This window comes from Stenotrophomonas sp. SORGH_AS_0321 (genome assembly GCF_031453215.1).
GTDB classification, from domain to species: domain Bacteria; phylum Pseudomonadota; class Gammaproteobacteria; order Xanthomonadales; family Xanthomonadaceae; genus Stenotrophomonas; species Stenotrophomonas chelatiphaga.
The window spans coordinates 3032343-3053545 of the sequence record NZ_JAVIZG010000001.1 but is presented as its reverse complement, the minus strand read 5'-3'; the positions used below and the strand labels follow the sequence as shown (position 1 = coordinate 3053545).

Genomic DNA, 21203 nt, shown 5'->3' with positions numbered 1-21203 from the left:
ATCGGTGGGTCAGGCGGCGCCCTGCAACCACGCGGCGAAACGCCGCGCAGGTTCGCGTTCCGTGCGCGAACGCAGCCGTGTCAGCCAGTAACTGCCCAGTTCGACCGTCTGCGCGAACGGTTGCTGCAAGCGGCCCTCGGCCAGTTCCTGTTCGAACATGCACAGCGGCAGCAGCGCGATGCCGGCGCCGATGGTCGCGGCGGCGGCCAGGGTCAACGAGGAGTCGAAAACCGGCCCGCGCGCTTCCACCCCGCTGATGCCCGCGGCCTGCAGCCAGCGCGGCCATTCGTCACTGCGATACGAACGCAGCAGCGGCAGGCCGGCCAGATCGCCCGGCACGCGCAGCCGGCGTGCCAGACCCGGTGCGCACAATGGCGCAAATGGCGCGGCCAGCACGCGCGTGCAGACCTGTCCCTGCCAGTCGCCGTCGCCGAAGCGGATGGCCAGGTCCAGGCCTTCGCCGGCCAGGTCGATGCGGTTGTTGTGGGTCTGCAGGCGCAGCTCGATATCCGGATGGACGGCGTCGAAGTCGGCAAGCCGCGGCAGCAGCCAGCCGGTGGCGAAGGTGCCCACCACCCCCAGCGTCAGCACCTCCTTTTCGCCACTGCCGGTGAGGCGTGCCAAGGCCAGGCTGATCCGGTGGAAGGCTTCGTTCATCACCGGATACAGCGCCGCGCCTTCATCGGTCAGCGCCACGCCGCGCGGCAGCCGATGGAACAGGCGAACGCCCAACCGGTCTTCCAGGCCGCGGATCTGATGACTGAGCGCCGCCTGGCTGACGCACAGTTCCAGTGCGGCGCGGGTCAGGTTCTGGTGGCGCGCGGCGGCTTCGAAGGCGCGCAGGGCGTTGAGCGGAAGCGAAGGCGACAACATGGCAGGCCGTGCTGAGCTGGATTGATGGCGGATGGTAGCGCGCCACCTTGATACCGTCGCGGGTGGCGGATTCCGCTCATTCCGTCATGACATTTTCGAGGGGCTGTCCCCAGTACGTCGCGCTGGTCGGTTGCCCGCCGGGGCCCCACCATGGGCCTACCTCGACTGGAGAACGCCCATGTTGTCGCGCCGCCATTTCCTGCAGTCCAGTGCCGTCGCGCTGGCCTCTTCACTCGCCGTGCCGGCCCTGGCAGGCGGCGCGCCCGCCGCCGTACCAGGCCGCATCGCCACCGCTGCTGACTTCGCCGCGCTGGAAAAGGCCAGCGGCGGGCGGCTTGGGGTGACCCTGCTGGACACCCGCACCGGCAAGCGGACAGGGCACCGCCAGGACGAGCGCTTCCCGATGTGCAGCACGATCAAATGGATGATCGCGGCGGCGGCGCTGCATCGCGCCGAGGGCCAGCCGGGGTTCCTGGATGAGCGCCTGCCGATGCGCTCGCAGGACCTGATGGAGCATGCGCCGACGACCCGCCGCCACGTGGGCAAGGACCTGAGCGTGCGCGACCTGTGCCGCACGACCATGGTGACCAGCGACAACCCGGCGGCGAACCTGCTGCTGCGCCGCCTGGGCGGGCCGCCGGCGCTGACCGCGTTCATGCGTTCCCACGATGACGCGGTGACCCGCAGTGACCGCTACGAGCCGGAGCTCAACCGGTTCACGCCCGGCGACCCGCGCGACACCACCAGTCCGGCCGCCAGTGCGGCCAGCCTGCAGCGGTTCGTGCTCGGCGATGCGCTGCAGCCGGCATCGCGGCAGCAGCTGGCGGACTGGCTGATCGACAATGAAACCGGCGACGCCACGTTGCGTGCGGGCCTGGGCACGCGATGGCGGGTGGGTGACAAGACCGGCAGCAACGGCAAGGACACGCGCAACGACATCGGCGTGCTGTGGCCGCTGGGCGGTGGCAGCGCGTGGGTGCTCACCGCTTACCTGCAGGGTGCCAGCGTGGACAGTGGCCAGCGCGATGCGGTGCTGGCCCGGGTCGCCGCGCTGGCGGAGGGAATGATCGGCTGACGTGGGGGCGAGCAGGCTCGCCCGCCACGCAGGTTGCCGGGCGGCCGGGGAGTGCCGCCCGTGCCCGGCACTGCAGGCTAGGTGGCCCTGCCGCTGCCTTCCACCGCTTCCAGGAACTCGCGTCCCCAGCGGTCCACGTCGTAGTACTCGACGATGCCGTGCAGTTGGCGCTGGCGCGCTTCGGCTTCTTCTTCGGGCATCAGCAGCGCCTGCATCAGGCCGGCGGCCAGGTCGGCGGGGTCATGCGGATTGGTCAGCACCGCGCCTTTCAGCTCCGCGGCCGCACCGGCGAACTCACTCAGCACCAGTACCCCGTTGCTGCCTTCGATGCCGTGGGTGGCGATGAACTCCTTGGCCACCAGGTTCAGGCCATCGCGCAGCGGGGTGATCCACATCACCTGTGCGGCTGCGTAGTGCGCCACCACCTGTTCGAACGGCAACGCCTTGGCGAAGAAGCGCACCGGCGTCCAGTCCAGCCGCGCGAAGCGGCCGTTGATGCGCCCCACGGCCTGTTCAATCTGGTTCTGCAGGGTGCGGTACACGGTCATTTCGCGTGCCGCCGGCACGCAGACCATCAGCAGGGTGACCTTGCCGCACTGCTCCGGATGCTGCTCCAGCACCCGTTCGAAGGCTTCCAGCTTGGCCAGCGTGCCCTTGGTGTAGTCCAGCCGTTCCACCGACAGCACCAGCTTGCGTGCGCCGATCTCGCGGCGCAGCTTGAAGATGTCGTTGCGCACGTCGCTGCGTGCCAGGGTGTCGTGGATGCGGCGCAGGTCGGTGCCGACCGGGTGTGCGCCGAGTGCCACTTCGCGATCGCCCACGCGCAGGCGGGTGGTCATGGTGTCCAGCCCCACCGCGCAGCCGTAGGTGAGGAAGCGCGGCGCGCAGTTTTCCCAGGCCAGGCGTTCCACCGGCGCGGCCCCGCGCACCACGTCAACGAAGTTCTCCACCTGGCGCGGGATGTGGAAGCCGATGTAATCGCACGACAACAGGCTGCCGATGATCTCGCGTCGCCACGGCACCACGTTGAACACGTCGGCCGAGGGAAAATAGGTGTGGTGGAAGAAGGCGATCTTCACGTCCGGGCGCAGCTCGCGCAGGTAGGCCGGCACCATCCACAGGTTGTAATCATGGATCCACACGGTCGCCCCGTGCGCCGCTTCGGCCGCGGTGGCTTCGGCGAACTTGCGGTTGACCTTCAGGAATACCTGCCAGTCATCTTCGCGGAAGCGCGCGCGTTCCCAGAACACGTGCAGCATCGGCCAGAACGCTTCCTTGGAAAAGCGCTTGTAGAAGATGTCCACTTCCTGCCGGCTCAGCGGCACGCGGGTGGCGCGCAGGGTGGGGTACTGGGTTTCGTCCACCTGCACGTGGCGCTGGAACGGCCGGTGCTTGGGGTCATCGATGCCCCAGGCGATCCAGCTGCCCTTCTGCCCGCCCTTGAAGAAGCTCAGCAGCGAAGGAATGATGCCGTTCGGCGAACGCGGCGGACGCTGCACCAGCTTGCCGTCCTCGATCGCTTCATCGAACGGCAGGCGGTGGTAGACCATCAGCAGCTGGGCGCCTTCGTGCGACACCGGCGCGGGTGCGGCCAGGTGGGGATCGCGGGCGTCGAGCAGGTTGAAATGGGTGATCGCTTCCAGGATGCCGCCACAGCCGGGGGCCTGCGCATGCAGGGTGCGCTGCTGGCCCGCGGTGGCGTCCAGCAGCGCCGGTTCGGACTGGCCGACACACACGCCGCGGAAACCGGCGACGTACATGGAAAGATCGTTGAGGGTGTCACCGGCGACCAGGATGCGTTCGACCGGCAGGCCCAGGGTCCGCGCCAGGGCGGCCAGCGTGCGGCCCTTGTCGGTGCCCGGCGGCAGGATGTCGAGGTAACGGTCAGCCGAATACAGCACGTCGCAGCCCAGCGCGCGTGCGGTTTGTTCGATCTGCGCGCGCAGCGGTGCGAGCGTTTCCGGATCGCAGAAGTACGAGCAGCGGCGTTCCTGTGGCACGTCCTGGCGCTGCAGCGCGGTGTAGGGGCGCATCGCGGCGGCCACCACGTGCTCGCCGGGCCAGTGCGCTTCGATCATCGACTGCAGCGGCTGCAGAGGTTGCAGGGTGTGGCCATCGACCACGGTCGCGCCGACATCGCAGACGATGTAATCCGGGCGCGGGATCGAGGGATCGGACAGCAGGGGCATCACCGCTTCCAGGCCGCGGCCGGTGATGAAGATGAGCTGGATCCCTGGATGCTGGTCGATCAGCCGGTACAGGCGGTGGCGCTGTTCGGCGCTGCCTGCCAGGAAGGTGCCATCCAGGTCGGTGGCCAATATCAGTTGCGGCGGTGCTGCGCTTTCGACAACGGGGATTACGGGTTCGGTAGCAGAGGGAGGGCTTCCAACAGTCAATGCGTTTCCTTTTCAGGGTGGAGGGGAGTTTCGGTTTCGGGCATCAGTTCCAGCGCCGATGGCGTGGTGCGCAACATCGCGCGGAACGGTGCCGGATGGGTGCGCAGGCGCGCGTGCGAGAGCAGCCGCATGCCGGTGAAGGCGGCCAGGCAGATCAACACGGCCGCGAAGTACAGCGGCAGCGCGGGGGCGCCGAAGCGGCTCATCAGCGCGCCGGCGATGGCCGGGCCGACCGCCGCGCCGACGCCATGCACCAGCAGCAGGCTGCTGCAGCCGGACAGCAGGTCTTCACTGGCCAGGTAATCGAGCATGTGCGCCACCGCGAACGGGTACAGCGCGAACACCAGCCCGCCGTAGCAGAACACCAGCAGGAACATCACGTGCAGTTGCTGCTGGATCAGCGGCATGGCCGCCAGTACCGCCAGCCCGGCGGCGGCCAGGCTGACCGCCATCAGGCCGATGCGCCGGTCGTGGCCATCGCTGATGCGGCCGAGCGGCCATTGCAGCAGGGCGCCGCCGGCGATGGCCGCCAGCATGAACAACGGCACGCCATCGCCGCTCAGGCCGATGTCCCCGGCAAATACCGGCAGCAGGCCCCAGAACGGTCCCATGGCCAACCCGGACAGACCGGCGGCGACGGTTGCCACCGGCGCCAGGGAGTACAGGTTGCCGAGTTTCAGGCGCGGCACATTGGGCACGTCCGGCTGCTGCAGGCGGGTGGCGGTGACCGGCAGCATGGCCGCGCAGACCAGCAGCGCGGTGACCGTGAACATCGCCGCCGCGCCGGCATCGCCGAGCATCAGCAGTACCTGGCCCAGCGCCAGCGCGGACAGGTTGATCATCATGTACAGCGAAAACACCCGGCTGCGCCGCTGCGGGTCGGGTTCGGCGTTGAGCCAGCTTTCGATGACGGTATACAGGCCGACCAGCGCGATGCCGGTGACCACCCGCAGCAGGCCCCAGCCCCAAGGATCCAGCCACAGCGGATGCAGCAGCACCGCCATGGTGGCGAGCGCGGCGTGGAAGGCGAAGGCGCGGCTGTGGCCCATGCGCCGGATCAGCGGCGGGGCGGTGAAGGTGCCGACGAAGAAGCCGGCGAAGTAGCCGGACATCACCCAGCCCAGCGCGTTGGCGCTGAAGCCTTCCTGCCCGCCGCGCACGGCCAGCAGGGTGCCCAGCAGGCCGCCGCCGGTAAGCAGCAACGCCACGCCAAGCAGCAGTGAAGTCAGCCGCAACATGGGTGCGACCTTCGTGGGGAAGGTTGGGCAAACACGTCACCGACCTTAACACATGGGGTCTGCCGGGCTGCCTGCAATGCCTTAACATGCGCGCCTGATTCCCATCTGACCACTACCATGCCGATCTACGGATTCGCCTGCGCCGACTGCGGCCACGCCTTTGACCGCCTGCAGAAAATTGCCGATGCAGACCCGACGCAGTGCCCTTCCTGTGGCAAGGAGACGGTGAAGCGGCAGATCACCGCGCCTTCGTTCCGACTGGCCGGCGGTGGCTGGTATGAGACCGACTTCGGTTCCAACAAGAAGAACCTGGCGGAGAAACCGGCAGCGGCAGCGTCTGCCAAGAGCGAATAAGCCGGCAGGGTTTGCGCCCTGCGACGTGGCTGGGTAGGGTGGAGCGATGAACCTGCTCCGGACGTCCTGTCTCACTACGCTGTTGGCCCTTGCAGGCTGCAGCAACCCTTCCCCTGACCCGGTGGCGCACGAGGTGGCCAACGCGCCGGCCGATGCCTTCCTTGCCAGCGTGGCCGCTTACTGCGGCAAGGCCTTTGCCGGCCAGGTGGTGGAAGACAATCCGGCCAGCACCGGGCCGGACCCGTTCGCGGGAAAACCGCTGGTGATGCACGTGCGTGGCTGCGAGGACCCGGCCCACGAGCTGCGGATCCCGTTCCATGTCGGCGATGACCATTCGCGCACCTGGGTGCTCAGCCGCACCGAGACCGGGTTGCGCCTGAAGCACGACCACCGGCATGCCGACGGCAGCCCGGATGCGATCACCCTGTATGGCGGCGACAGCAAGCGCCCGGGCACGGCCCAGCGCCAGGAGTTCCCGGTCGATACCGATTCGGTGGCGATGTTCCGCAAGGCCGACATGCTGGCCTCCACGCACAACACCTGGGCGATGGAGATCGACCCGGACCGGCAGTTCGTCTACGAACTGACCCGGCCCGATGGGCGACGCTTCCGCGTGGTGTTCGACCTGGCCCGGCCGGTGGCATTGCCGCCGGCGCCGTGGGGCGCGGACAAACAGCGTGACGACCAACGGTCGTCACCCACCAGGGCAGGAGGCTGACGGCCAGCGGCCGTCACTACCGGAAGCAAGGTAGCGCCGAGCCATGCTCGGCGAGCGCAGCGGCAGGGGCGTAACGACCGACCGTAGTCACCCAGGAAAGCTGACGGCCAGCGGCCGTCACTGCCGACGGGTGGTCAGCGCACGCCGAAGCGTGCGCGGCAGCCGTTGCTGACCCACAGGCTGCCGTTGCTGTACCCCCAGCTCTGGTTCTCCCTGCAGGCGCTGCCGGACAGCTGTTCGATCAACACCGGCCGGCCGCGCCGTGCTTCCCATGCGCAGCTGGAACGCCGCTTGTCGTTGCTGCTGCAGGTGACGCTGTAATTGTTGTTGGCCCCGCCCCAGCCACCGGCCCAGTTGCCCCCGCTGGAGCCGCGGGCTTCGGCGAACTCGCCGCGACAACCACCGTTGACCCAGACCGCGCCATTGCGGGTGCCCCAGGTGCGTCCCTCCACGCAGGCCGAGCCGGAGATCTGCCGGACCAGCCGCGCGTTGCGCCAGGCCGTGTTGCACACCCGCTCGCGGTTGTTCTGGCTCTCGCAGCGGATGCTGCCACTGTCCTGGCGGCCGCCGCCGCCGCCGCCGCCGCCCCAGTTGCCACCGTGGCCGCCGCCTCCGCCTCCGCCTCCGCCTCCGCCTCCGCGCAGTGACGTGGCGATGTCCTGTCTGATGCGCGAAAAGCCCCAGCCGGAGTTGACCTGGGCCAGATAGAACTGCAACTGGTCGTCCGGGATGCGGCGCCCATTGGACTGGTCGGCATACTCCTGGGCGATCACCCGGCTGCGATCATTGCCGGAAAGCTGGGACAGGTTTTCCGGCGCGTAGGCGCGGGTGCCGATCTGGGCATGGGCGGGAAACAGCGGGGTAGAGCAGGCAAGCGCGGTGGCCAGGCAGGCCAGGGTCCAGCGGTTCATGGCGACATCCCCGAGCGGTCGATGGTGGGCGAATATAGGGATGGACCGGATTAAATCGGCGTGACTGCCAAGGATTTGCCCCCGGTGGGGGCTCGGCCCCAGAATAACGGGCTTTCCGGTCCTTCCTGGCGCCGGCGTACAACAGCGGAGCTTTCCCCCATGCGTACCCACTTCTGCGGCCTGGTCGACGAGACCCTGATCGGCCAGACTGTCACCCTCGCCGGCTGGACCGACGTGGCCCGTAACCAGGGCGGCGTCTGCTTCATCGATCTTCGCGATCATGAGGGCATCGTGCAGGTGACGGTGGAGGTCGACAACGCCGAAGTGTTCGCCGTGGCCGCCTCGCTCGGTTACGAGGACGTGCTGCAGGTGGAAGGCGTGGTGCGTGCCCGCCACGCGGTCAACGACAAGATGGCCACCGGCAAGGTGGAAGTGATCGCCACGGCCATCACCGTGCTCAACAAGGCCGCGCCGCTGCCGTTCCATGCACACGAGAACCCGGGCGAAGAAACCCGCCTGAAGTACCGTTATCTGGACCTGCGCCGCCCGGAGATGCAGCGCATGCAGCGCACCCGCATCAAGCTGGTGCAGGCGCTGCGCCGCCACCTGGACGAGCGTGGCTTCCAGGACATCGAGACCCCGATCCTGACCAAGGCCACCCCGGAAGGCGCGCGCGACTTCCTGGTGCCGGCGCGCATGCATCCGGGCGAGTTCTACGCCCTGCCGCAGAGCCCGCAGCTGTTCAAGCAGATCCTGATGGTGGCCGGCTTCGACCGCTACTACCAGATCGCGCGCTGCTTCCGCGACGAGGCCCTGCGTGCCGACCGCCAGCTGGAGTTCACCCAGCTGGACATGGAGTTCGCCTTCGTGCGCGAGCAGGACGTGCAGGATTTCGTGGAGGACATGATCCGCGGCATCTTCAAGGAAGTGGTCGACGTGGAGCTGGACGCCCGCTTCCCGCGCATGACCTGGGCCGAGGCGATGCGTCGCTATGGCTCGGACAAGCCGGACCTGCGCATCGCGCTGGAACTGGTGGACGTGGCCGAGCTGGTCAGGTCCAGTGAGTTCCCGGTGTTCACCGCCGCTGCCAACGATGCCGACGGCCGCGTGGCGGCGCTGCGCATCCCCGGCGGCGCCACGCTGTCGCGCAAGCAGATCGACGAATACGCCGCCCACGCCGCCAAGTACGGCGCCAAGGGCCTGGCCTACATCAAGGTGAGCGAGAACGGTGAAATCAGCTCGCCGATCCAGAAATTCTTCAGCGAAGACGGCTTTGCCGCGCTGCTGGCCCACGTCGGCGCCGGCAAGGGGGACATCGTGTTCTTCGGCGCGGGTGGCTACAACAAGGTGTCCGATTTCATGGGCGCGCTGCGGTTGAAGGCCGGCAAGGACTTCGGCCTGGTCGCCGATGGCTGGGCACCGCTGTGGGTCACCGACTTCCCGATGTTCGAATGGGACGAGGAAGCACAGCGCTACGTCGCCCTGCATCATCCCTTCACCGCACCGGCGGTGGATGACATCGCCGACCTGCGCACGCACGCGAAGACCGCGGTGTCGCGCGGCTATGACATGGTGCTCAACGGCAACGAGATCGGCGGTGGTTCGATCCGTATCCACCGTCCGGACATGCAGAGCGCGGTGTTCGAGCTGCTCGGCATCGATGCCGAAGAAGCCCGCGCCAAGTTCGGCTTCCTGCTGGATGCGCTGAACTACGGCGCGCCGCCGCACGGTGGCATCGCCTTCGGCATCGACCGCATCGCCGCGCTGATGGCCGGCACCGAGTCGATCCGCGACGTCATCCCGTTCCCGAAGACCACCGGCGCGCAGTGCCTGATGACCGATGCGCCGTCGCCGATCGCCGATGCACAGCTGGCCGAAGTGCACATCCAGGTGCGTCCGAAGAAGGCCTGAGGCATCCAACGGCTGCCGGATACCCGCCGGCAGCCTTCCGGCAGCGCCGTCGCGCCTGCTCGACACTACAAGGGCAAGCACATGGTCCAGGGTTCCTACCGCATCCGCCGTGCCACTGTCGACGACGCAGCGACCTTGTCAGTGCTCGCGGCGCGTACCTTCACCGAAACCTTCGGCCACCTGTACCCGCCGCAGCACCTGCGGGATTTTCTCGACGAGAACTACGCCGTGGACCGCCAGCGGATCATCCTGGCGCACCCGGATTACGCGGTGTGGCTGCTGGAGCACGACGGCGTGGCGATCGGTCACGCGGCGGCCGGCCCATGCGGCCTGCCGCATCCGGATGTGAGGCCTGGCGATGGCGAGCTGAAGCGGCTGTACCTGGTCAAGACCGAGCAGAGCAGCGGCTGGGGCAGCCGGCTGCTGGAGACCGCGCTGGCCTGGCTGGAACGCGACGGCCCGCGTCCGCTGTGGCTGGGGGTCTGGTCGGAAAACTTTGGCGCGCAACGCTTCTATGCCCGGTACGGCTTCCACAAAGTGGGCGAGTACCTGTTCCCGGTCGGTGACACCAACGACCTGGAGTTCATCCTGCGGCGAACGCCGGCCGCTGACGCCGGTCCGGAGACGGCAGCGTAGGCCACGGCCGGCGTCGTCAGCTCAGTCGGCGCTACTGAACGTTGCGGGCATTGATGCGGTCTGCCATGCGGTCGCGCGGCTTGCTGTCATCGCGACCAGCAACTTCAGCTCGTTGCCACTCAGGACCCCGCTGCGCAGGTCCTGTTCCACGCCGACAATCTGCTGCTGCCGGTAAGACAGCGCCTCGCGGGTCGCCACCCCGTCAGGGTCGGCCGCCGGTGGCTGGCTGTGCTGCGGTCCCAGCAGCGCCTTGCGCCGCAGGGTGTCGCTGAGCAGGCTGCGGATTTCATTCCCGCGGAATATCTCGTTTTGCTTGTTCAGATAGCCGGTGGTGTGACCGGTGATCAGCCGGTGGTAAGGCACTATGCCCTGCCAGCAGGCATGCCGTTCGGGTGTGAACATGTCCTTGTGTTCCAGATAGATCACCTGGTGCCCCATCAACGCAAAGGGCTCCAGCGCCCCGCTGCGGATTCCGATCACCGGCCCACCGACCGTGTCCAGCAGCTTGTGCATGAAATACCACTGGTTTTCGCGGGGGGCAAGTATGCGTTCACCGTCCAGCTCGGCCGCCCAGAAGCGTCCGATGTGGGGGTGCAGCTGCGGGCGGTACGGATGACGGTCGGTGAGGCGGTCCTTGCCGTTCTCATCGCGCGCCCGGTTGATGTAGGTATCGGCGACGCAGTACACCGGGATGCCTTCGGCAGCCAGCGCATCGGCGATCTGCTCGAACATCATCGGCCGCGAGATAGCCTCCGCTTCACGTGCATTGGCGTATTCGCGATCGGCGATCCACAGCGCGGCGGCGGCCGGCTGGATGCCCTGTTCGGCGATGACCTTCTCGACCAGCGCGTCGATGCGCGTACGTACGTCCGGATCGACCAGCGCAACCAGCTTGTCGCGCACCTCGGCACAGCGTGCTTCGGGTGACACGGCCGAGTCGCGGAAGCGGCGTGCGATGAGCTCGGTGGTCGCCGATATGTGGAATACATGGGTGGACGCGTGCTCCACGCCGCCGGCCAGCGGCGTCGCAGCACCCTCCACGTGCTTGAACTCGGCGCGTGTAGCGCTGTCATCCAGCGATTCACGCGCTTTCTTCAGGCTCTCCCCGGTGTACTCATACAGTGCGACCCGATGCGTGGCATCGGCCTGTCCGCTGGCGGCCAGTGCACTTCGGATGACATCGAAGGCCTCGCGGGCATGGGCCTGTTCGGTCGGATTTCCGCGGCTGTAGGCGATCGAGACGTTGAGCCGCGGATTGATCAGGGTGGCGAGGATCAGCGAGTAGCGGTCCCCGGTGGCGTAGCCTGGCAGGAAGGTATGGATGGGGCCCTCGCCACTGTCCAGCGCGGCGGCGAACGGCGCATCACGATCGTGCAGGTACGGCACGCCCTTGCCAGTAGCTGTGTCCAGCCGATACGCCTGGCGTGTCTTCACCTCGTCGAGGGGGACCTGCTGGTCCAGCAGCTGCGCCTGCAGCCGCACCTGGGCCAGTGCGGCCTGGCCGATTTCCCTGCGGACGCTCTGGTTGTCGTGCGAGTGGTTCTGATAAGCCTGCAGATACAGGTCGCGGGTTCCGCCGTCGGTCGGGTTGGCCGCGGAGAAGAAGGTGGCTTCCAGTGGCGAGCGCTCACCGGCAGTCGCAGACTCGACGCTGCCGCCCAGCATCGCGACGCAGGGCCAGCCAGCGACAAACTTGCGCGCGTCCCGGCCTACGTCGAACTCCGCGGCGGCGCGTCCCTGGCCGAGTACCGGGACAGCGGGCACGGCGGCACCGAACAGCATCGAGGCGTGTTCGGCAATGGGAGAGTGGGCGCCGCCGGGCAGGCGGCAGCAGGGAAGGGGAAGTCTGGGAGACGCTCAGCATTGAGAGTGAGATCCTTGATTTCAGAAGGAGGGGAGGAGGCGGCGGCGGACCGCCTGCAGGCGCTGCAACGCAGCGGGCAGATCGTGCAGCGCCCCCGAATCGCTGGCGTACGCCTGCACCAGCCGCAGCACGCCGCGTCGTGCATCCAACGCAATGCATGCACCGTCCATGACGTGAGGCTCATGGTGATGGGCGAGCAGCGTGCGCAGCCGGTCGATGTCGCACTGCAGGCCATCGTCGGCGAGCCGGCAGTGGATCACCAGGTGCTCGGCGGTGGGCTCCACGTGCCATTCCACCCCCGCTTCGTCGAGCAGCGTGTAGGCCGCTGCGGGGATGTCCAGCGGCAGCGGCAGTGATGAGGCGGCACGCTGCAGTATCGGCAGCGCCCACGTCTCCATGTATGTGGTCATCGTCGTCAGGTGCAGGAAAGGGACGCATAGCCTGCGGACCGGCGTTCCTCTTTGCGCTGAGTCCTGCGTTAACGAGGAAAAAATCAATCAGATAGCTGTTTTTGAGTGACATTTTCAGGGGGTAAGACGGCAGGATCCGTGGTGCAATCAACAGTTCCGATAGTCTTCAAACACGCACTCTTTCCAGCCGTCGTGTGCCACGGGAATGCGTGTGCCGAATGCGACACACCGGCACCCTTCAGCCCGGACACCATGACCACCTCACCCCCCCCGCTCGCCACTACACCAACTCCCGTCAGGCTGTCTCCGGCGCTCGGGGCCACCGGTCGTCCGCCTTCGATCAAACCGCGGGGCGTCCACAACGGCGGCCTGCCTGTCGAAGCGAAGGCCTTGGCCCGCTGGCAGGCCCTGGTGGCGGGGCGGCAGCTGCGCCGCACGCTGAGCGTCACCACCCTGGCGCCCGGCATGGTCGGGGTGCGCCTGCATGCGTGGCCCTCGTTCGTGGATCGGGTGGGGCTGCAGGACACCGTGGTCGGCCAGCCGGCCACCGACGGGTCTGCCACTGCGACCAGGCGGCTGGACTGGATCAGCCTGGATCCGTCCCGGTTCAGTGGTCGCGTCGTGCAGGGCGATGGACTGCTTGATACGTCGCTGCCGCCGGAGGACGGGCAGCCGAACCTTGCCTGCGTACGCTTGAGTGGCGGTTACTTCAACTTCCTCCAGCGCGCGTGCCCGGACCGTCCTGAACACCTGTCGATCGGCCCGTCGCGTGGTCGTGGGGGGGCGCTGCGCGCGGCATTGCCGCTGCCGACGGCCTACGCCGGCGACTACTGCGAACTGGCCTTCCCCGATGGCTCATCGCTGGCCTGCGCGCCGTTGCTGGGCGAACAGGGTGAGCCGGTGTTCGCGGCGCGGGCCGACGGCGATCCCCGATACCGGCTGCCGCCTGATTTCAGTTTCGAGCGTGGCGACCAGGTCGCGCCCGGCGTACTGTGGCATGCGCATGATGCCAATCCACGGGCTGCGATCAGCGTGCCCACGGTGACCGGCAAGGGCGCGCGCATCCGTCTGGTCGCCGCCCCGATGGACCAGCGCACCTGCGCCGGCAGCGGCTGGACGCTTTCGGCGTTTTCCGGCGCGCTGGCCCGGCTGGACCGGTTGCAGGACCCGCCGAACGTCTCGCTGAACCTGGACGGCGGCGAGTCGGTGGCGCTGTCCGCGTGGGCCGGAGGCCGTCCGCTGCTGGACTCCCGGCAGACGCTGCGTCCGCGGCGGGTCGGAAATCTGATCGAGTTCCGTGCGACGCCGCCGTCACGGTCGCCCCGATTGGTCAGATGCGTCAAACTGGGGTCATGACGCAATCGGTTCTCCTGCTGCATGGCATCTGGAACGCCCGCGCCTGGGTCGGCCCGCTCGCCTGGCGCCTGCGCGCGCGTGGCTTCCAGGTCGAAACCTTCGGCTATTCCAGCGTGCTCGGCGGCCCGGACGTCGCCGTGCCGCAACTGCTGGAGCGCCTGCAGCAGCGCGGTCCGGTGTCGCTGGTCGGCCACAGCCTGGGCGGGCTGGTGGCGTTGGAGGCGCTGCGCCAGGATCCCGGCCTGCAGGTAGAGCGGGTGGTCTGCCTGGGATCCCCGCTGCGCGGCAGCGGCACGGCCCGCATCCTCGCCGAACACGGCTGGGCCGCCGCGCTCGGGCGCAGCAGCGAACTGCTGCTGGATGGCCTGCCGGACTGGCACGGCGCGGCCAAGGTGGGCTTGATCGCCGGCTGCGTGCCGCACGGGCTCGGCAGCCTGCTGGGGGCGCTGGAAGGCGACTCCGACGGCACCGTGGCGCTGGCTGAAACGCGGCTGCCGGGCCTGGCTGACCATTGTGTCGTGCGCTGCAGCCACAGTGGGCTGGTGTTTTCGCTGGATGCGGCGCGGCAGACCGCGCAGTTCCTGCGCCATGGGCGCTTCCATCCCGGCCAGGCGTCGGCTGCGGCCTGACCGCAGCGGGCCGTGCAGCGGGGTGGACACGGTAGTGGCGCCCGATCAGGTAGAATCCGCGCCCTGTTCCTGAAGCTGCCAAACGGAAGCCCCCATGGGTAGAGGTCCCTCCATCGAAGGCCGCAAAAACGCGTCTGACGCGAAGCGCGGCAAGATTTTCACCAAGATCATCCGCGAGATCGGCGTTGCCGCGCGTGGTGGCGGAGGCGACCCCAACAACAATCCGCGCCTGCGCGTGGCCATGGACAAGGCGTTGTCATCGAACATGTCCAAGGACGTGATCGAGCGGGCGATCAAGAAGGCCACCGGTGAGCTGGAAGGCGTCGAGTACGAAGAGATCCGCTACGAGGGCTATGCGCCCGGTGGCGTGGCGGTGATCGTCGACTGCCTGACCGACAACAAGGTGCGCACCGTCGCCGATGTCCGCCATGCGTTCAGCAAGTGCGGGGGCAACATGGGCACCGAAGGCTCGGTGGCGTTCATGTTCAAGCGCCTGGGCGTGATCAGCTACGCGCCCGGCGCCGACGAAGACCGGATCACCGAAGCGGCGATCGAGGCCGGTGCGGACGACATCGTGGTGTACCCCGATGACGCCTCCATCGACGTGGTCACCGCGCCGGACGCTTTCCATGCCGTGCGCGATGCGATGGCTGCCGCCGGCCTGGCCGGTGATCATGCCGAAATCACCTTCCGCGCCGACAACGATATTGCGGTGGAGGGCGACACGGCCCTGCAGGTGAAGAAGCTGCTGGACATGCTGGAAGACCTCGACGACGTGCAGGATGTCTACTCCAATGCCGATCTCGGCGCGCACGCCTAAGCCTGTCAATGACGCGCATCCTCGGCATCGACCCCGGTTCGCAACGTACCGGGGTGGGCATCATCGACGTCGATGCGGCCGGCCGGGTCACGCATGTCCACCACCAGCCGCTGGTGCTGCTGGGTGCGGATGATTTCCCGCAGCGGATGAAGATCCTGGTGCTGGGGCTGGCCGAGCTGATCGTGACCTACCAGCCCGATGAAGTGGCCATCGAAAAGGTATTCATGGCGCGCAACCCGGATTCGGCGCTGAAGCTCGGCCAGGCTCGCGGGGCGGCGATTTCGGCAGTGGTGCTGCGCGACCTGCCGGTCAGCGAATACGCGGCCAGCGAGATCAAGCTGGCAGTGGTCGGACGCGGCGGGGCGGAAAAACAACAGGTCCAACACATGGTCGGGCTCATGCTCGGCCTGAAGACGAAGCTGCAGGCCGACGCCGCTGATGCGTTGGCCGTGGCCATCACCCATGCCCACGTACGGGCCACGGCCAACCGCCTGGGGCTCAGCGCCCGCCAGGCGTGGGGCCGGAAATGAGGAGCACTGCTGCATGATCGGTCGCCTGCGTGGAATCGTCGCCTACAAGGCGCCGCCGTGGCTGGTGGTGGACGTCAACGGGGTCGGCTACGAGCTGGAAGCCCCGATGAGCACGTTCTACGACCTGCCCGACATCGGCCGTGAGGTGATCCTGTACACGCATTACGCGCAGAAGGAAGACAGCGTTTCGCTGTACGGCTTCCTGCGCGACGGCGAGCGCCGCCTGTTCCGCGACGTGCAGAAGGTCAGCGGGATCGGCGCGAAGATTGCGCTGGCGGTGCTGTCGGCGGCCAGCGTGGAAGAATTCGTGCGGATGGTGCAGTCCGGTGACGTCACCGCGCTGACCCGCATCCCGGGCATCGGCAAGAAGACCGCTGAGCGCATGGTGCTGGAACTGCGCGACCGTGCCGCGCAGCTGGGCGCAGGCGGCGCACTGCCATCCAGCAGCGGGCCGGCCGCGGCCGATCCGGTGTCCGAAGCCACCGTGGCGCTGCAGCAGCTGGGTTACAAGCCGGCCGAAGCGGCGCGCATGGCGCGCGACGCCAATGCAGAGGGCGACGACGTCGCCATGGTCATCCGCAAGGCGCTGCAGTCGGCCCTGCGCTGAAGCCGCCCCTTACCTTTCGATACCCCCACCGAGCCCCGCCATGTCCACCCCCAGCAACCCGCAAGATGGCAGCCACGGCCATGCACCCACCGGGAGCAGCATGGCCTTGGTGGTCGGTGCGATCGGCGTGGTGTTCGGTGACATCGGCACCAGCCCGCTGTACACCCTGAAGGAAGCGTTCTCCGGCCATTACGGGCTGACCAGCGACCACGACACGGTGCTGGGCGTGCTGTCGCTGTCGTTCTGGGCGCTGATCCTGGTGGTGACCCTGAAGTACGTCACCATCATCATGCGCGCCGACAACGAGGGCGAAGGCGGGATCATGGCGCTGATGGCGCTGACCCAGCGGACGCTGAGCAAGGGCTCGCGTTCGGCCTACGTGGTCGGCATCCTCGGCATCTTCGGCGCCTCGCTGTTCTTCGGCGACGGGGTGATCACCCCGGCCATTTCGGTACTGGGCGCGGTGGAAGGCCTGGAAATCGCAGCGCCCGGCCTGCATCGCTTCATCCTGCCGATCACCATCGTGGTGCTGCTGGCGGTGTTTGCCGCGCAGCGTTTCGGTACCGAAAAGATCGGCAAGGCGTTCGGGCCAATCACCAGCATCTGGTTCATTTCGCTGGCGGCGATCGGCCTGTACAACATCGTCGATGCCCCCGAAGTGTTGAAAGCCTTCAACCCGTGGTGGGCGATCCGCTTCTTCATGGACCACGGCTGGCACGGGGTGTTCATCCTCGGCGCGGTGGTGCTTGCAGTCACCGGTGGCGAAGCGCTGTACGCGGACATGGGCCACTTCGGTGCCAAGCCGATCCGCCACGCCTGGTACTTCTTCGTGCTGCCGTGCCTGGTGATCAACTACCTGGGCCAGGGCGCGCTGGTGCTGGAGCATCCCGAGGCGGTGAAGAACCCGTTCTTCGAAGCGGTGCCGGACTGGGCGCTGTACCCGATGATCATCCTGGCCACGATGGCTGCGGTGATCGCCTCGCAGTCGGTGATCACCGGGGCGTTTTCGGTATCGCGCCAGGCGATGCAGCTGGGCTACATCCCGCGCATGCGGATCAAGCACACCTCGCACGACACCATCGGCCAGATCTACATCCCCGGCATCAACTGGGGCCTGGCGGTGATGGTGATCGGGCTGGTGCTGGCCTTCCAGAGCTCGTCCAACCTGGCGGTGGCCTACGGCATTTCGGTGTCGGGCACGATGCTGATCGATACCCTGCTGCTGGCCCTGGTGGCGCGCAGCCTGTGGCCGAAGTCGCGGCACTGGATCGTGGCGCTGTGCGTGGTGTTCTTCATCATCGACCTGGGCTTCGTGATCGCCAACGGCGCCAAGCTGATGCAGGGCGCGTGGTTCCCGGTGGTGCTGGGCATCCTGCTGTTCACCCTGATGCGCACCTGGCGCCGCGGTCGCGAACTGCTGCGTGACGAGATCCGCAAGGACGGTATCCGCCTGGATACGTTCCTGCCGGGGCTGATGCTGGCGCCGCCGGTGCGCGTGCCGGGCACGGCGGTGTTCCTCACCGCCGATCCGACCGTGGCGCCGCATGCGCTGATGCACAACCTCAAGCACAACAAGGTGCTGCACGAGCGCAATGTGTTCCTGCACGTGGTGACCCTGCCGGTGCCGTACGCGCCGGAGGGGCATCGGTTGAAGATCGAATCGGTCGGTGATGATTTCCACCGGGTCTACGTCAAGTTCGGCTTCATGGAGACCCCGGACGTGCCGCTGGCGCTGATGCGTTCGTGCGACCACGGCGGGATCTACTTCGATCCGATGGACACCACCTTCTTCGCCAGCCGCGAAACCATCGTGGCCACCGCCAACCGCGGCATGCCGATCTGGCGTGACAAGCTGTTCGCGCTGATGCACCGCAACGCCGCGCCGGCGACCGGGTTCTTCCGGATTCCGGGCAACCGGCTGGTGGAACTGGGCGCACAGGTAGAGATCTAGGGTTTTCTGCGCTGCGCGCGGCTTGAGGCGCAAGCAACGGCAACTGCAACGGCAACGGCAACTGCAAAAGCCTGCGGGCTAGTGGTTGGCGGGGCGGGGAGGCTTGGCGGGGGACGGCAACAGCCGCTCCTGCGGGCCTCGTTTCGCGCCATCCATGGCGCTCAACGCCCCCGCCAAGCCTCCCCGCCCCACCTTCGACAGGTCCATGGTGGCCATGGAACCTTCGGTAGCGCCGACCCATGGTCGGCGGAGGGTTGGGGAGTGGGGTCGACAGATGGGGTCAGAGTCCTTTCGCGCAGCGAAAGGACTCTGACCCCTGCCTCTGTTTTTTTTAGCGCGGGTGGCGGCCACCGGAAACTGTCAGGGGTCGGGCGGTGGGGCTGGGCGGGGGCGTTGAGCGCCATGGATGGCGCGAAACGAGGCACGCATGGGTGTGGGCGCTTTGCTTGCGAAGCACCGCTTCGCAAGCGCCCGAACGCACAGCCGCCCAGCGGCTGGGCCGGACCCCGGAGGGGCAGCTTCTGCCGTCCCCCGACCAGCCCCACCGCCCGGCCCACCCCCAGCTGCGGCTTTGAGCCACCCGCGAGGGGGTCCCACCCGTTCGATCACCCACCAATCGCACGGCGTGCGACCGATTTGCCGCATAATCGGCAGATGACCGAACACCGCATCATTGGCGCCGACGCCACCCGCGAGGATGACGCCGTCGATGCCAGCATCCGCCCCAAACGCATGGCCGATTACCTCGGCCAGGTGCCGGTGCGCGAGCAGATGGACATCTACATCCAGGCGGCCAAGGCACGTGGCGATGCGCTGGACCACGTGCTGATCTTCGGGCCGCCGGGCCTGGGCAAGACCACCCTCAGCCACGTCATCGCCAATGAACTGGGCGTGGCGCTGCGGGTGACCTCCGGACCGGTGATCGAAAAGGCCGGTGACCTGGCCGCGCTGCTGACCAACCTGCAGCCGCACGATGTGCTGTTCATCGATGAAATCCACCGCCTGTCGCCGGTGGTCGAGGAAGTGCTGTACCCGGCGATGGAAGATTTCCAGATCGACATCATGATCGGCGAGGGCCCCGCGGCGCGTTCGATCAAGCTCGACCTGCCGCCGTTCACCCTGGTCGGCGCCACCACCCGCGCCGGCCTGCTCACCGCACCGCTGCGCGACCGCTTCGGCATCGTGCAGCGGCTGGAGTTCTACACCGCCGAAGAACTGACGCGCATCGTGCGCCGCTCGGCGAAGATCCTCGGCATCGACTGCACCGCCGACGGGGCAGGGGAGATCGCACGCCGTTCGCGTGGCACCCCGCGCATCGCCAACCGGCTGCTGCGGCGCGTGCGTGATTACGCCCAGGTCAAGGCCAACGGGCATATCGACCAGGACGTGGCGCAGGCCGCGATGGTGATGCTGAAGGTCGATCCGGAAGGCTTCGACGAGCTCGACCGGCGCTTCCTGCGCACCCTGGTGGACTACTTCGATGGCGGCCCGGTGGGCGTGGAATCGATGGCTGCCGCGCTGTCCGAAGAACGTGGCACGCTGGAAGACGTGGTCGAACCCTACCTGATCCAGCAGGGCTTCCTGGTGCGCACCGCGCGTGGCCGGATGGCCACCCATCGCGCGTATCGCCATCTGGGACTGAAGCCCAAGGCCGCCCCGGTAGACCTTTTCGCCGAGCAATCCGACAATGAGTGAGCTGCGGTTCAGTTGGCCGACACGCATTTACTGGGAAGATACCGACGCGGGTGGGGTGGTCTACCACGCCCGCTACGTGGCTTTCATGGAGCGGGCCCGTACCGAGTGGATGCGCGCGCTGGGCTTCGGCCAGGAGCGCATGCGCATCGAGCACGGCATGGTGTTCGCGGTCCGCTCGATGGAAATGGACTTCCTCAAGCCGGCGCGGCTGGACGATGCGCTGCAGGTGACCGCCACGCTGGTGCAGTGCCGGCGCGCCAGCATGGTCTTTGCCCAGCAGGTGCTGCGCGATGGCCAGCTGCTGCTGGACGCGAAGGTCAGGATTGCCGCGCTGGACGCGCAGTCCTTCCGCCCGCGTGGCATGGACGACGCACTGCTTGCTGTCATGAAGTCGCACGAATACCCCGAAATTCCACACAATCCTGATTTGCAGACTGAGGAACAACGATGATCGCAATGCTTCTGGGCCTGCAGGCCACGGTGGTCGAGGCGCTGCCGGAGGACGTCACCAGCGCCGCCGCCGAAACCGCCGTACAGGCCTCGCGCAGCGGCATCAATTACTGGGAGCTGATGACCAAGGCCAGCATCCCGGTGATCATCATCGTGCTGCTGCTGCTGGCGGGTTCGTTCATCAGCTGGGTGATCATCTTCCGCAAGGCCCGCGTGTTCTCGCAGGCCACCCGTGAAGCGGACGAGTTCGAGAACCGCTTCTGGTCCGGCGCGGACCTGGGCAAGCTGTATTCCTCGGCCACCGACCGCAACCGCAGCGTGGGCGGCCTGGAAGCCATCTTCGAAGCCGGTTTCCGCGAATACAACCGCCTGCGCGATCGTCGCGGGCTGGACGGCCGCGCGCTGCTGGAAGGCGCCCAGCGCGCCATGCGCACCACCTACACCCGTGAAGTGGACCGCCTGGAACGCAACCTGGAACTGCTGGCCAACATCGGCTCCACCGCGCCCTACGTGGGCCTGGTCGGCACCGTATTCGGCATCATGGTGACCATGCACGACATGATCAACAGCGGTGAGCAGGCCGGCATCGCCTCGGTGGCACCGGGCATTTCCGAGGCCCTGTTCGCCACCGCGATCGGCCTGTTCGTGGCGATCCCCGCGGTATGGGCCTATAACCGCTTCACCACCCGCGTGGAGCGCATGGCGGTGCGGTTCGAAACCTTCGCCGATGAGTTCAGCTCCATCCTGCAGCGCCAGACCGGCGCAGACGACTGAGCCCA

The 21203-nt window shown here is 67.5% G+C and carries 20 protein-coding genes; 14 read left to right on the top strand and 6 right to left on the bottom strand.

All coding sequences use genetic code 11. The features are described 5' to 3' along the window. Positions 1-9: 9 nt before the first annotated feature. Positions 10-873 carry a LysR family transcriptional regulator gene (locus QE373_RS13655; protein ID WP_309687464.1) on the bottom strand — a complete coding sequence of 288 codons (864 nt, stop codon included), beginning with the start codon at positions 871-873 and terminating at the stop codon, positions 10-12. Between the two features lie 178 nt (positions 874-1051). On the opposite strand from QE373_RS13655, the gene bla reads away from it, so the two are divergent. Beyond that, the gene (gene bla / locus QE373_RS13650; protein ID WP_309687462.1) at positions 1052-1948 is read left to right on the top strand and encodes a class A beta-lactamase; all 897 of its coding nucleotides are present in this window, start codon (positions 1052-1054) and stop codon (positions 1946-1948) included. Between the two features lie 77 nt (positions 1949-2025). Here the strand turns inward: bla and ggpS are convergent, their stop codons facing one another. Further along, entirely contained in the window at positions 2026-4272 is a 2247-nt protein-coding gene (gene ggpS / locus QE373_RS13645) for a glucosylglycerol-phosphate synthase (protein WP_309689821.1), read from the bottom strand. A gap of 68 nt (positions 4273-4340) precedes the next feature. After that, on the bottom strand, positions 4341-5582 hold the full coding sequence (locus QE373_RS13640) for an MFS transporter (protein WP_057506878.1): 1242 nt from the start codon (positions 5580-5582) through the stop codon (positions 4341-4343). Between the two features lie 117 nt (positions 5583-5699). Between QE373_RS13640 and QE373_RS13635 the strand changes: the two genes are divergently transcribed. Beyond that, positions 5700-5936: a zinc ribbon domain-containing protein gene (locus tag QE373_RS13635; protein ID WP_057506877.1), complete on the top strand. Its 237-nt coding sequence runs from the start codon at positions 5700-5702 to the stop codon at positions 5934-5936. A gap of 46 nt (positions 5937-5982) precedes the next feature. After that, a complete protein-coding gene (locus tag QE373_RS13630; protein WP_309687458.1) occupies positions 5983-6654 on the top strand; it encodes a hypothetical protein in 672 nt (223 codons plus the stop codon). Between the two features lie 134 nt (positions 6655-6788). Here the strand turns inward: QE373_RS13630 and QE373_RS13625 are convergent, their stop codons facing one another. Next, positions 6789-7565, bottom strand: a complete 777-nt coding sequence (locus tag QE373_RS13625; protein ID WP_309687456.1) for a DUF3011 domain-containing protein — start codon at positions 7563-7565, stop codon at positions 6789-6791. Positions 7566-7724: 159 nt separating this feature from the next. Between QE373_RS13625 and aspS the strand changes: the two genes are divergently transcribed. Further along, positions 7725-9476: an aspartate--tRNA ligase gene (gene aspS, locus QE373_RS13620; RefSeq protein WP_309687452.1), complete on the top strand. Its 1752-nt coding sequence runs from the start codon at positions 7725-7727 to the stop codon at positions 9474-9476. A gap of 81 nt (positions 9477-9557) precedes the next feature. Then, the gene (locus tag QE373_RS13615; protein ID WP_309687450.1) at positions 9558-10112 is read left to right on the top strand and encodes a GNAT family N-acetyltransferase; all 555 of its coding nucleotides are present in this window, start codon (positions 9558-9560) and stop codon (positions 10110-10112) included. Between the two features lie 21 nt (positions 10113-10133). Here QE373_RS13615 and QE373_RS13610 read toward each other — a convergent pair whose 3' ends face one another. After that, positions 10134-11894: a hypothetical protein gene (locus tag QE373_RS13610; RefSeq protein ID WP_309687448.1), complete on the bottom strand. Its 1761-nt coding sequence runs from the start codon at positions 11892-11894 to the stop codon at positions 10134-10136. Positions 11895-11996: 102 nt separating this feature from the next. Further along, on the bottom strand, positions 11997-12386 hold the full coding sequence (locus QE373_RS13605; protein ID WP_309687446.1) for a CesT family type III secretion system chaperone: 390 nt from the start codon (positions 12384-12386) through the stop codon (positions 11997-11999). A 390-nt stretch (positions 12387-12776) separates the two neighbouring features. Between QE373_RS13605 and QE373_RS13600 the strand changes: the two genes are divergently transcribed. The 9 genes from QE373_RS13600 to tolQ all read left to right on the top strand — a co-directional run bounded on the left by QE373_RS13600 (position 12777) and on the right by tolQ (position 21198). After that, entirely contained in the window at positions 12777-13742 is a 966-nt protein-coding gene (locus QE373_RS13600; RefSeq protein WP_309687444.1) for a hypothetical protein, read from the top strand. After that, entirely contained in the window at positions 13739-14371 is a 633-nt protein-coding gene (locus QE373_RS13595; RefSeq protein WP_309687442.1) for an alpha/beta fold hydrolase, read from the top strand. The genes QE373_RS13600 and QE373_RS13595 overlap by 4 nt, the downstream gene beginning before the upstream one ends. A gap of 94 nt (positions 14372-14465) precedes the next feature. Beyond that, positions 14466-15191: a YebC/PmpR family DNA-binding transcriptional regulator gene (locus QE373_RS13590; protein ID WP_309687440.1), complete on the top strand. Its 726-nt coding sequence runs from the start codon at positions 14466-14468 to the stop codon at positions 15189-15191. A gap of 8 nt (positions 15192-15199) precedes the next feature. Then, complete coding sequence (ruvC, locus tag QE373_RS13585) at positions 15200-15721, top strand: crossover junction endodeoxyribonuclease RuvC (protein ID WP_057506871.1); 522 nt, start codon at positions 15200-15202, stop codon at positions 15719-15721. Positions 15722-15734: 13 nt separating this feature from the next. Continuing rightward, the gene (ruvA, locus tag QE373_RS13580) at positions 15735-16328 is read left to right on the top strand and encodes a Holliday junction branch migration protein RuvA (RefSeq protein ID WP_042613465.1); all 594 of its coding nucleotides are present in this window, start codon (positions 15735-15737) and stop codon (positions 16326-16328) included. A gap of 100 nt (positions 16329-16428) precedes the next feature. Further along, on the top strand, positions 16429-18279 hold the full coding sequence (locus QE373_RS13575) for a potassium transporter Kup (RefSeq protein WP_309689819.1): 1851 nt from the start codon (positions 16429-16431) through the stop codon (positions 18277-18279). 654 nt (positions 18280-18933) lie between these two features. Then, positions 18934-19974, top strand: coding sequence for a Holliday junction branch migration DNA helicase RuvB (gene ruvB / locus QE373_RS13570; RefSeq protein WP_057687310.1), 1041 nt, complete (start codon positions 18934-18936; stop codon positions 19972-19974). Then, positions 19967-20425, top strand: a complete 459-nt coding sequence (gene ybgC, locus QE373_RS13565; RefSeq protein ID WP_309687435.1) for a tol-pal system-associated acyl-CoA thioesterase — start codon at positions 19967-19969, stop codon at positions 20423-20425. The genes ruvB and ybgC overlap by 8 nt, the downstream gene beginning before the upstream one ends. Continuing rightward, positions 20422-21198, top strand: coding sequence for a protein TolQ (gene tolQ, locus QE373_RS13560; protein ID WP_042613823.1), 777 nt, complete (start codon positions 20422-20424; stop codon positions 21196-21198). Before ybgC ends, tolQ begins: the two co-directional genes overlap by 4 nt. Positions 21199-21203 lie beyond the last annotated feature (5 nt).

What these genes read in the sequence shown, in the direction of transcription:
- QE373_RS13655 (WP_309687464.1), bottom strand. Translation starts at nt 873, where the DNA reads ATGTTGTCGCCTTCGCTTCCGCTCAACGCCCTGCGCGCCTTCGAAGCC.
- QE373_RS13605 (WP_309687446.1), bottom strand. Translation starts at nt 12,386, where the DNA reads ATGACCACATACATGGAGACGTGGGCGCTGCCGATACTGCAGCGTGCC.
- QE373_RS13640 (WP_057506878.1), bottom strand. Translation starts at nt 5,582, where the DNA reads ATGTTGCGGCTGACTTCACTGCTGCTTGGCGTGGCGTTGCTGCTTACC.
- ruvA (WP_042613465.1), top strand. Translation starts at nt 15,735, where the DNA reads ATGATCGGTCGCCTGCGTGGAATCGTCGCCTACAAGGCGCCGCCGTGG.
- bla (WP_309687462.1), top strand. Translation starts at nt 1,052, where the DNA reads ATGTTGTCGCGCCGCCATTTCCTGCAGTCCAGTGCCGTCGCGCTGGCC.
- QE373_RS13595 (WP_309687442.1), top strand. Translation starts at nt 13,739, where the DNA reads ATGACGCAATCGGTTCTCCTGCTGCATGGCATCTGGAACGCCCGCGCC.
- aspS (WP_309687452.1), top strand. Translation starts at nt 7,725, where the DNA reads ATGCGTACCCACTTCTGCGGCCTGGTCGACGAGACCCTGATCGGCCAG.
- QE373_RS13630 (WP_309687458.1), top strand. Translation starts at nt 5,983, where the DNA reads ATGAACCTGCTCCGGACGTCCTGTCTCACTACGCTGTTGGCCCTTGCA.
- QE373_RS13625 (WP_309687456.1), bottom strand. Translation starts at nt 7,565, where the DNA reads ATGAACCGCTGGACCCTGGCCTGCCTGGCCACCGCGCTTGCCTGCTCT.
- QE373_RS13575 (WP_309689819.1), top strand. Translation starts at nt 16,429, where the DNA reads ATGGCCTTGGTGGTCGGTGCGATCGGCGTGGTGTTCGGTGACATCGGC.
- QE373_RS13610 (WP_309687448.1), bottom strand. Translation starts at nt 11,894, where the DNA reads ATGCTGTTCGGTGCCGCCGTGCCCGCTGTCCCGGTACTCGGCCAGGGA.
- QE373_RS13635 (WP_057506877.1), top strand. Translation starts at nt 5,700, where the DNA reads ATGCCGATCTACGGATTCGCCTGCGCCGACTGCGGCCACGCCTTTGAC.
- ruvC (WP_057506871.1), top strand. Translation starts at nt 15,200, where the DNA reads ATGACGCGCATCCTCGGCATCGACCCCGGTTCGCAACGTACCGGGGTG.
- ruvB (WP_057687310.1), top strand. Translation starts at nt 18,934, where the DNA reads ATGACCGAACACCGCATCATTGGCGCCGACGCCACCCGCGAGGATGAC.
- QE373_RS13590 (WP_309687440.1), top strand. Translation starts at nt 14,466, where the DNA reads ATGGGTAGAGGTCCCTCCATCGAAGGCCGCAAAAACGCGTCTGACGCG.
- ybgC (WP_309687435.1), top strand. Translation starts at nt 19,967, where the DNA reads ATGAGTGAGCTGCGGTTCAGTTGGCCGACACGCATTTACTGGGAAGAT.
- tolQ (WP_042613823.1), top strand. Translation starts at nt 20,422, where the DNA reads ATGATCGCAATGCTTCTGGGCCTGCAGGCCACGGTGGTCGAGGCGCTG.
- QE373_RS13615 (WP_309687450.1), top strand. Translation starts at nt 9,558, where the DNA reads ATGGTCCAGGGTTCCTACCGCATCCGCCGTGCCACTGTCGACGACGCA.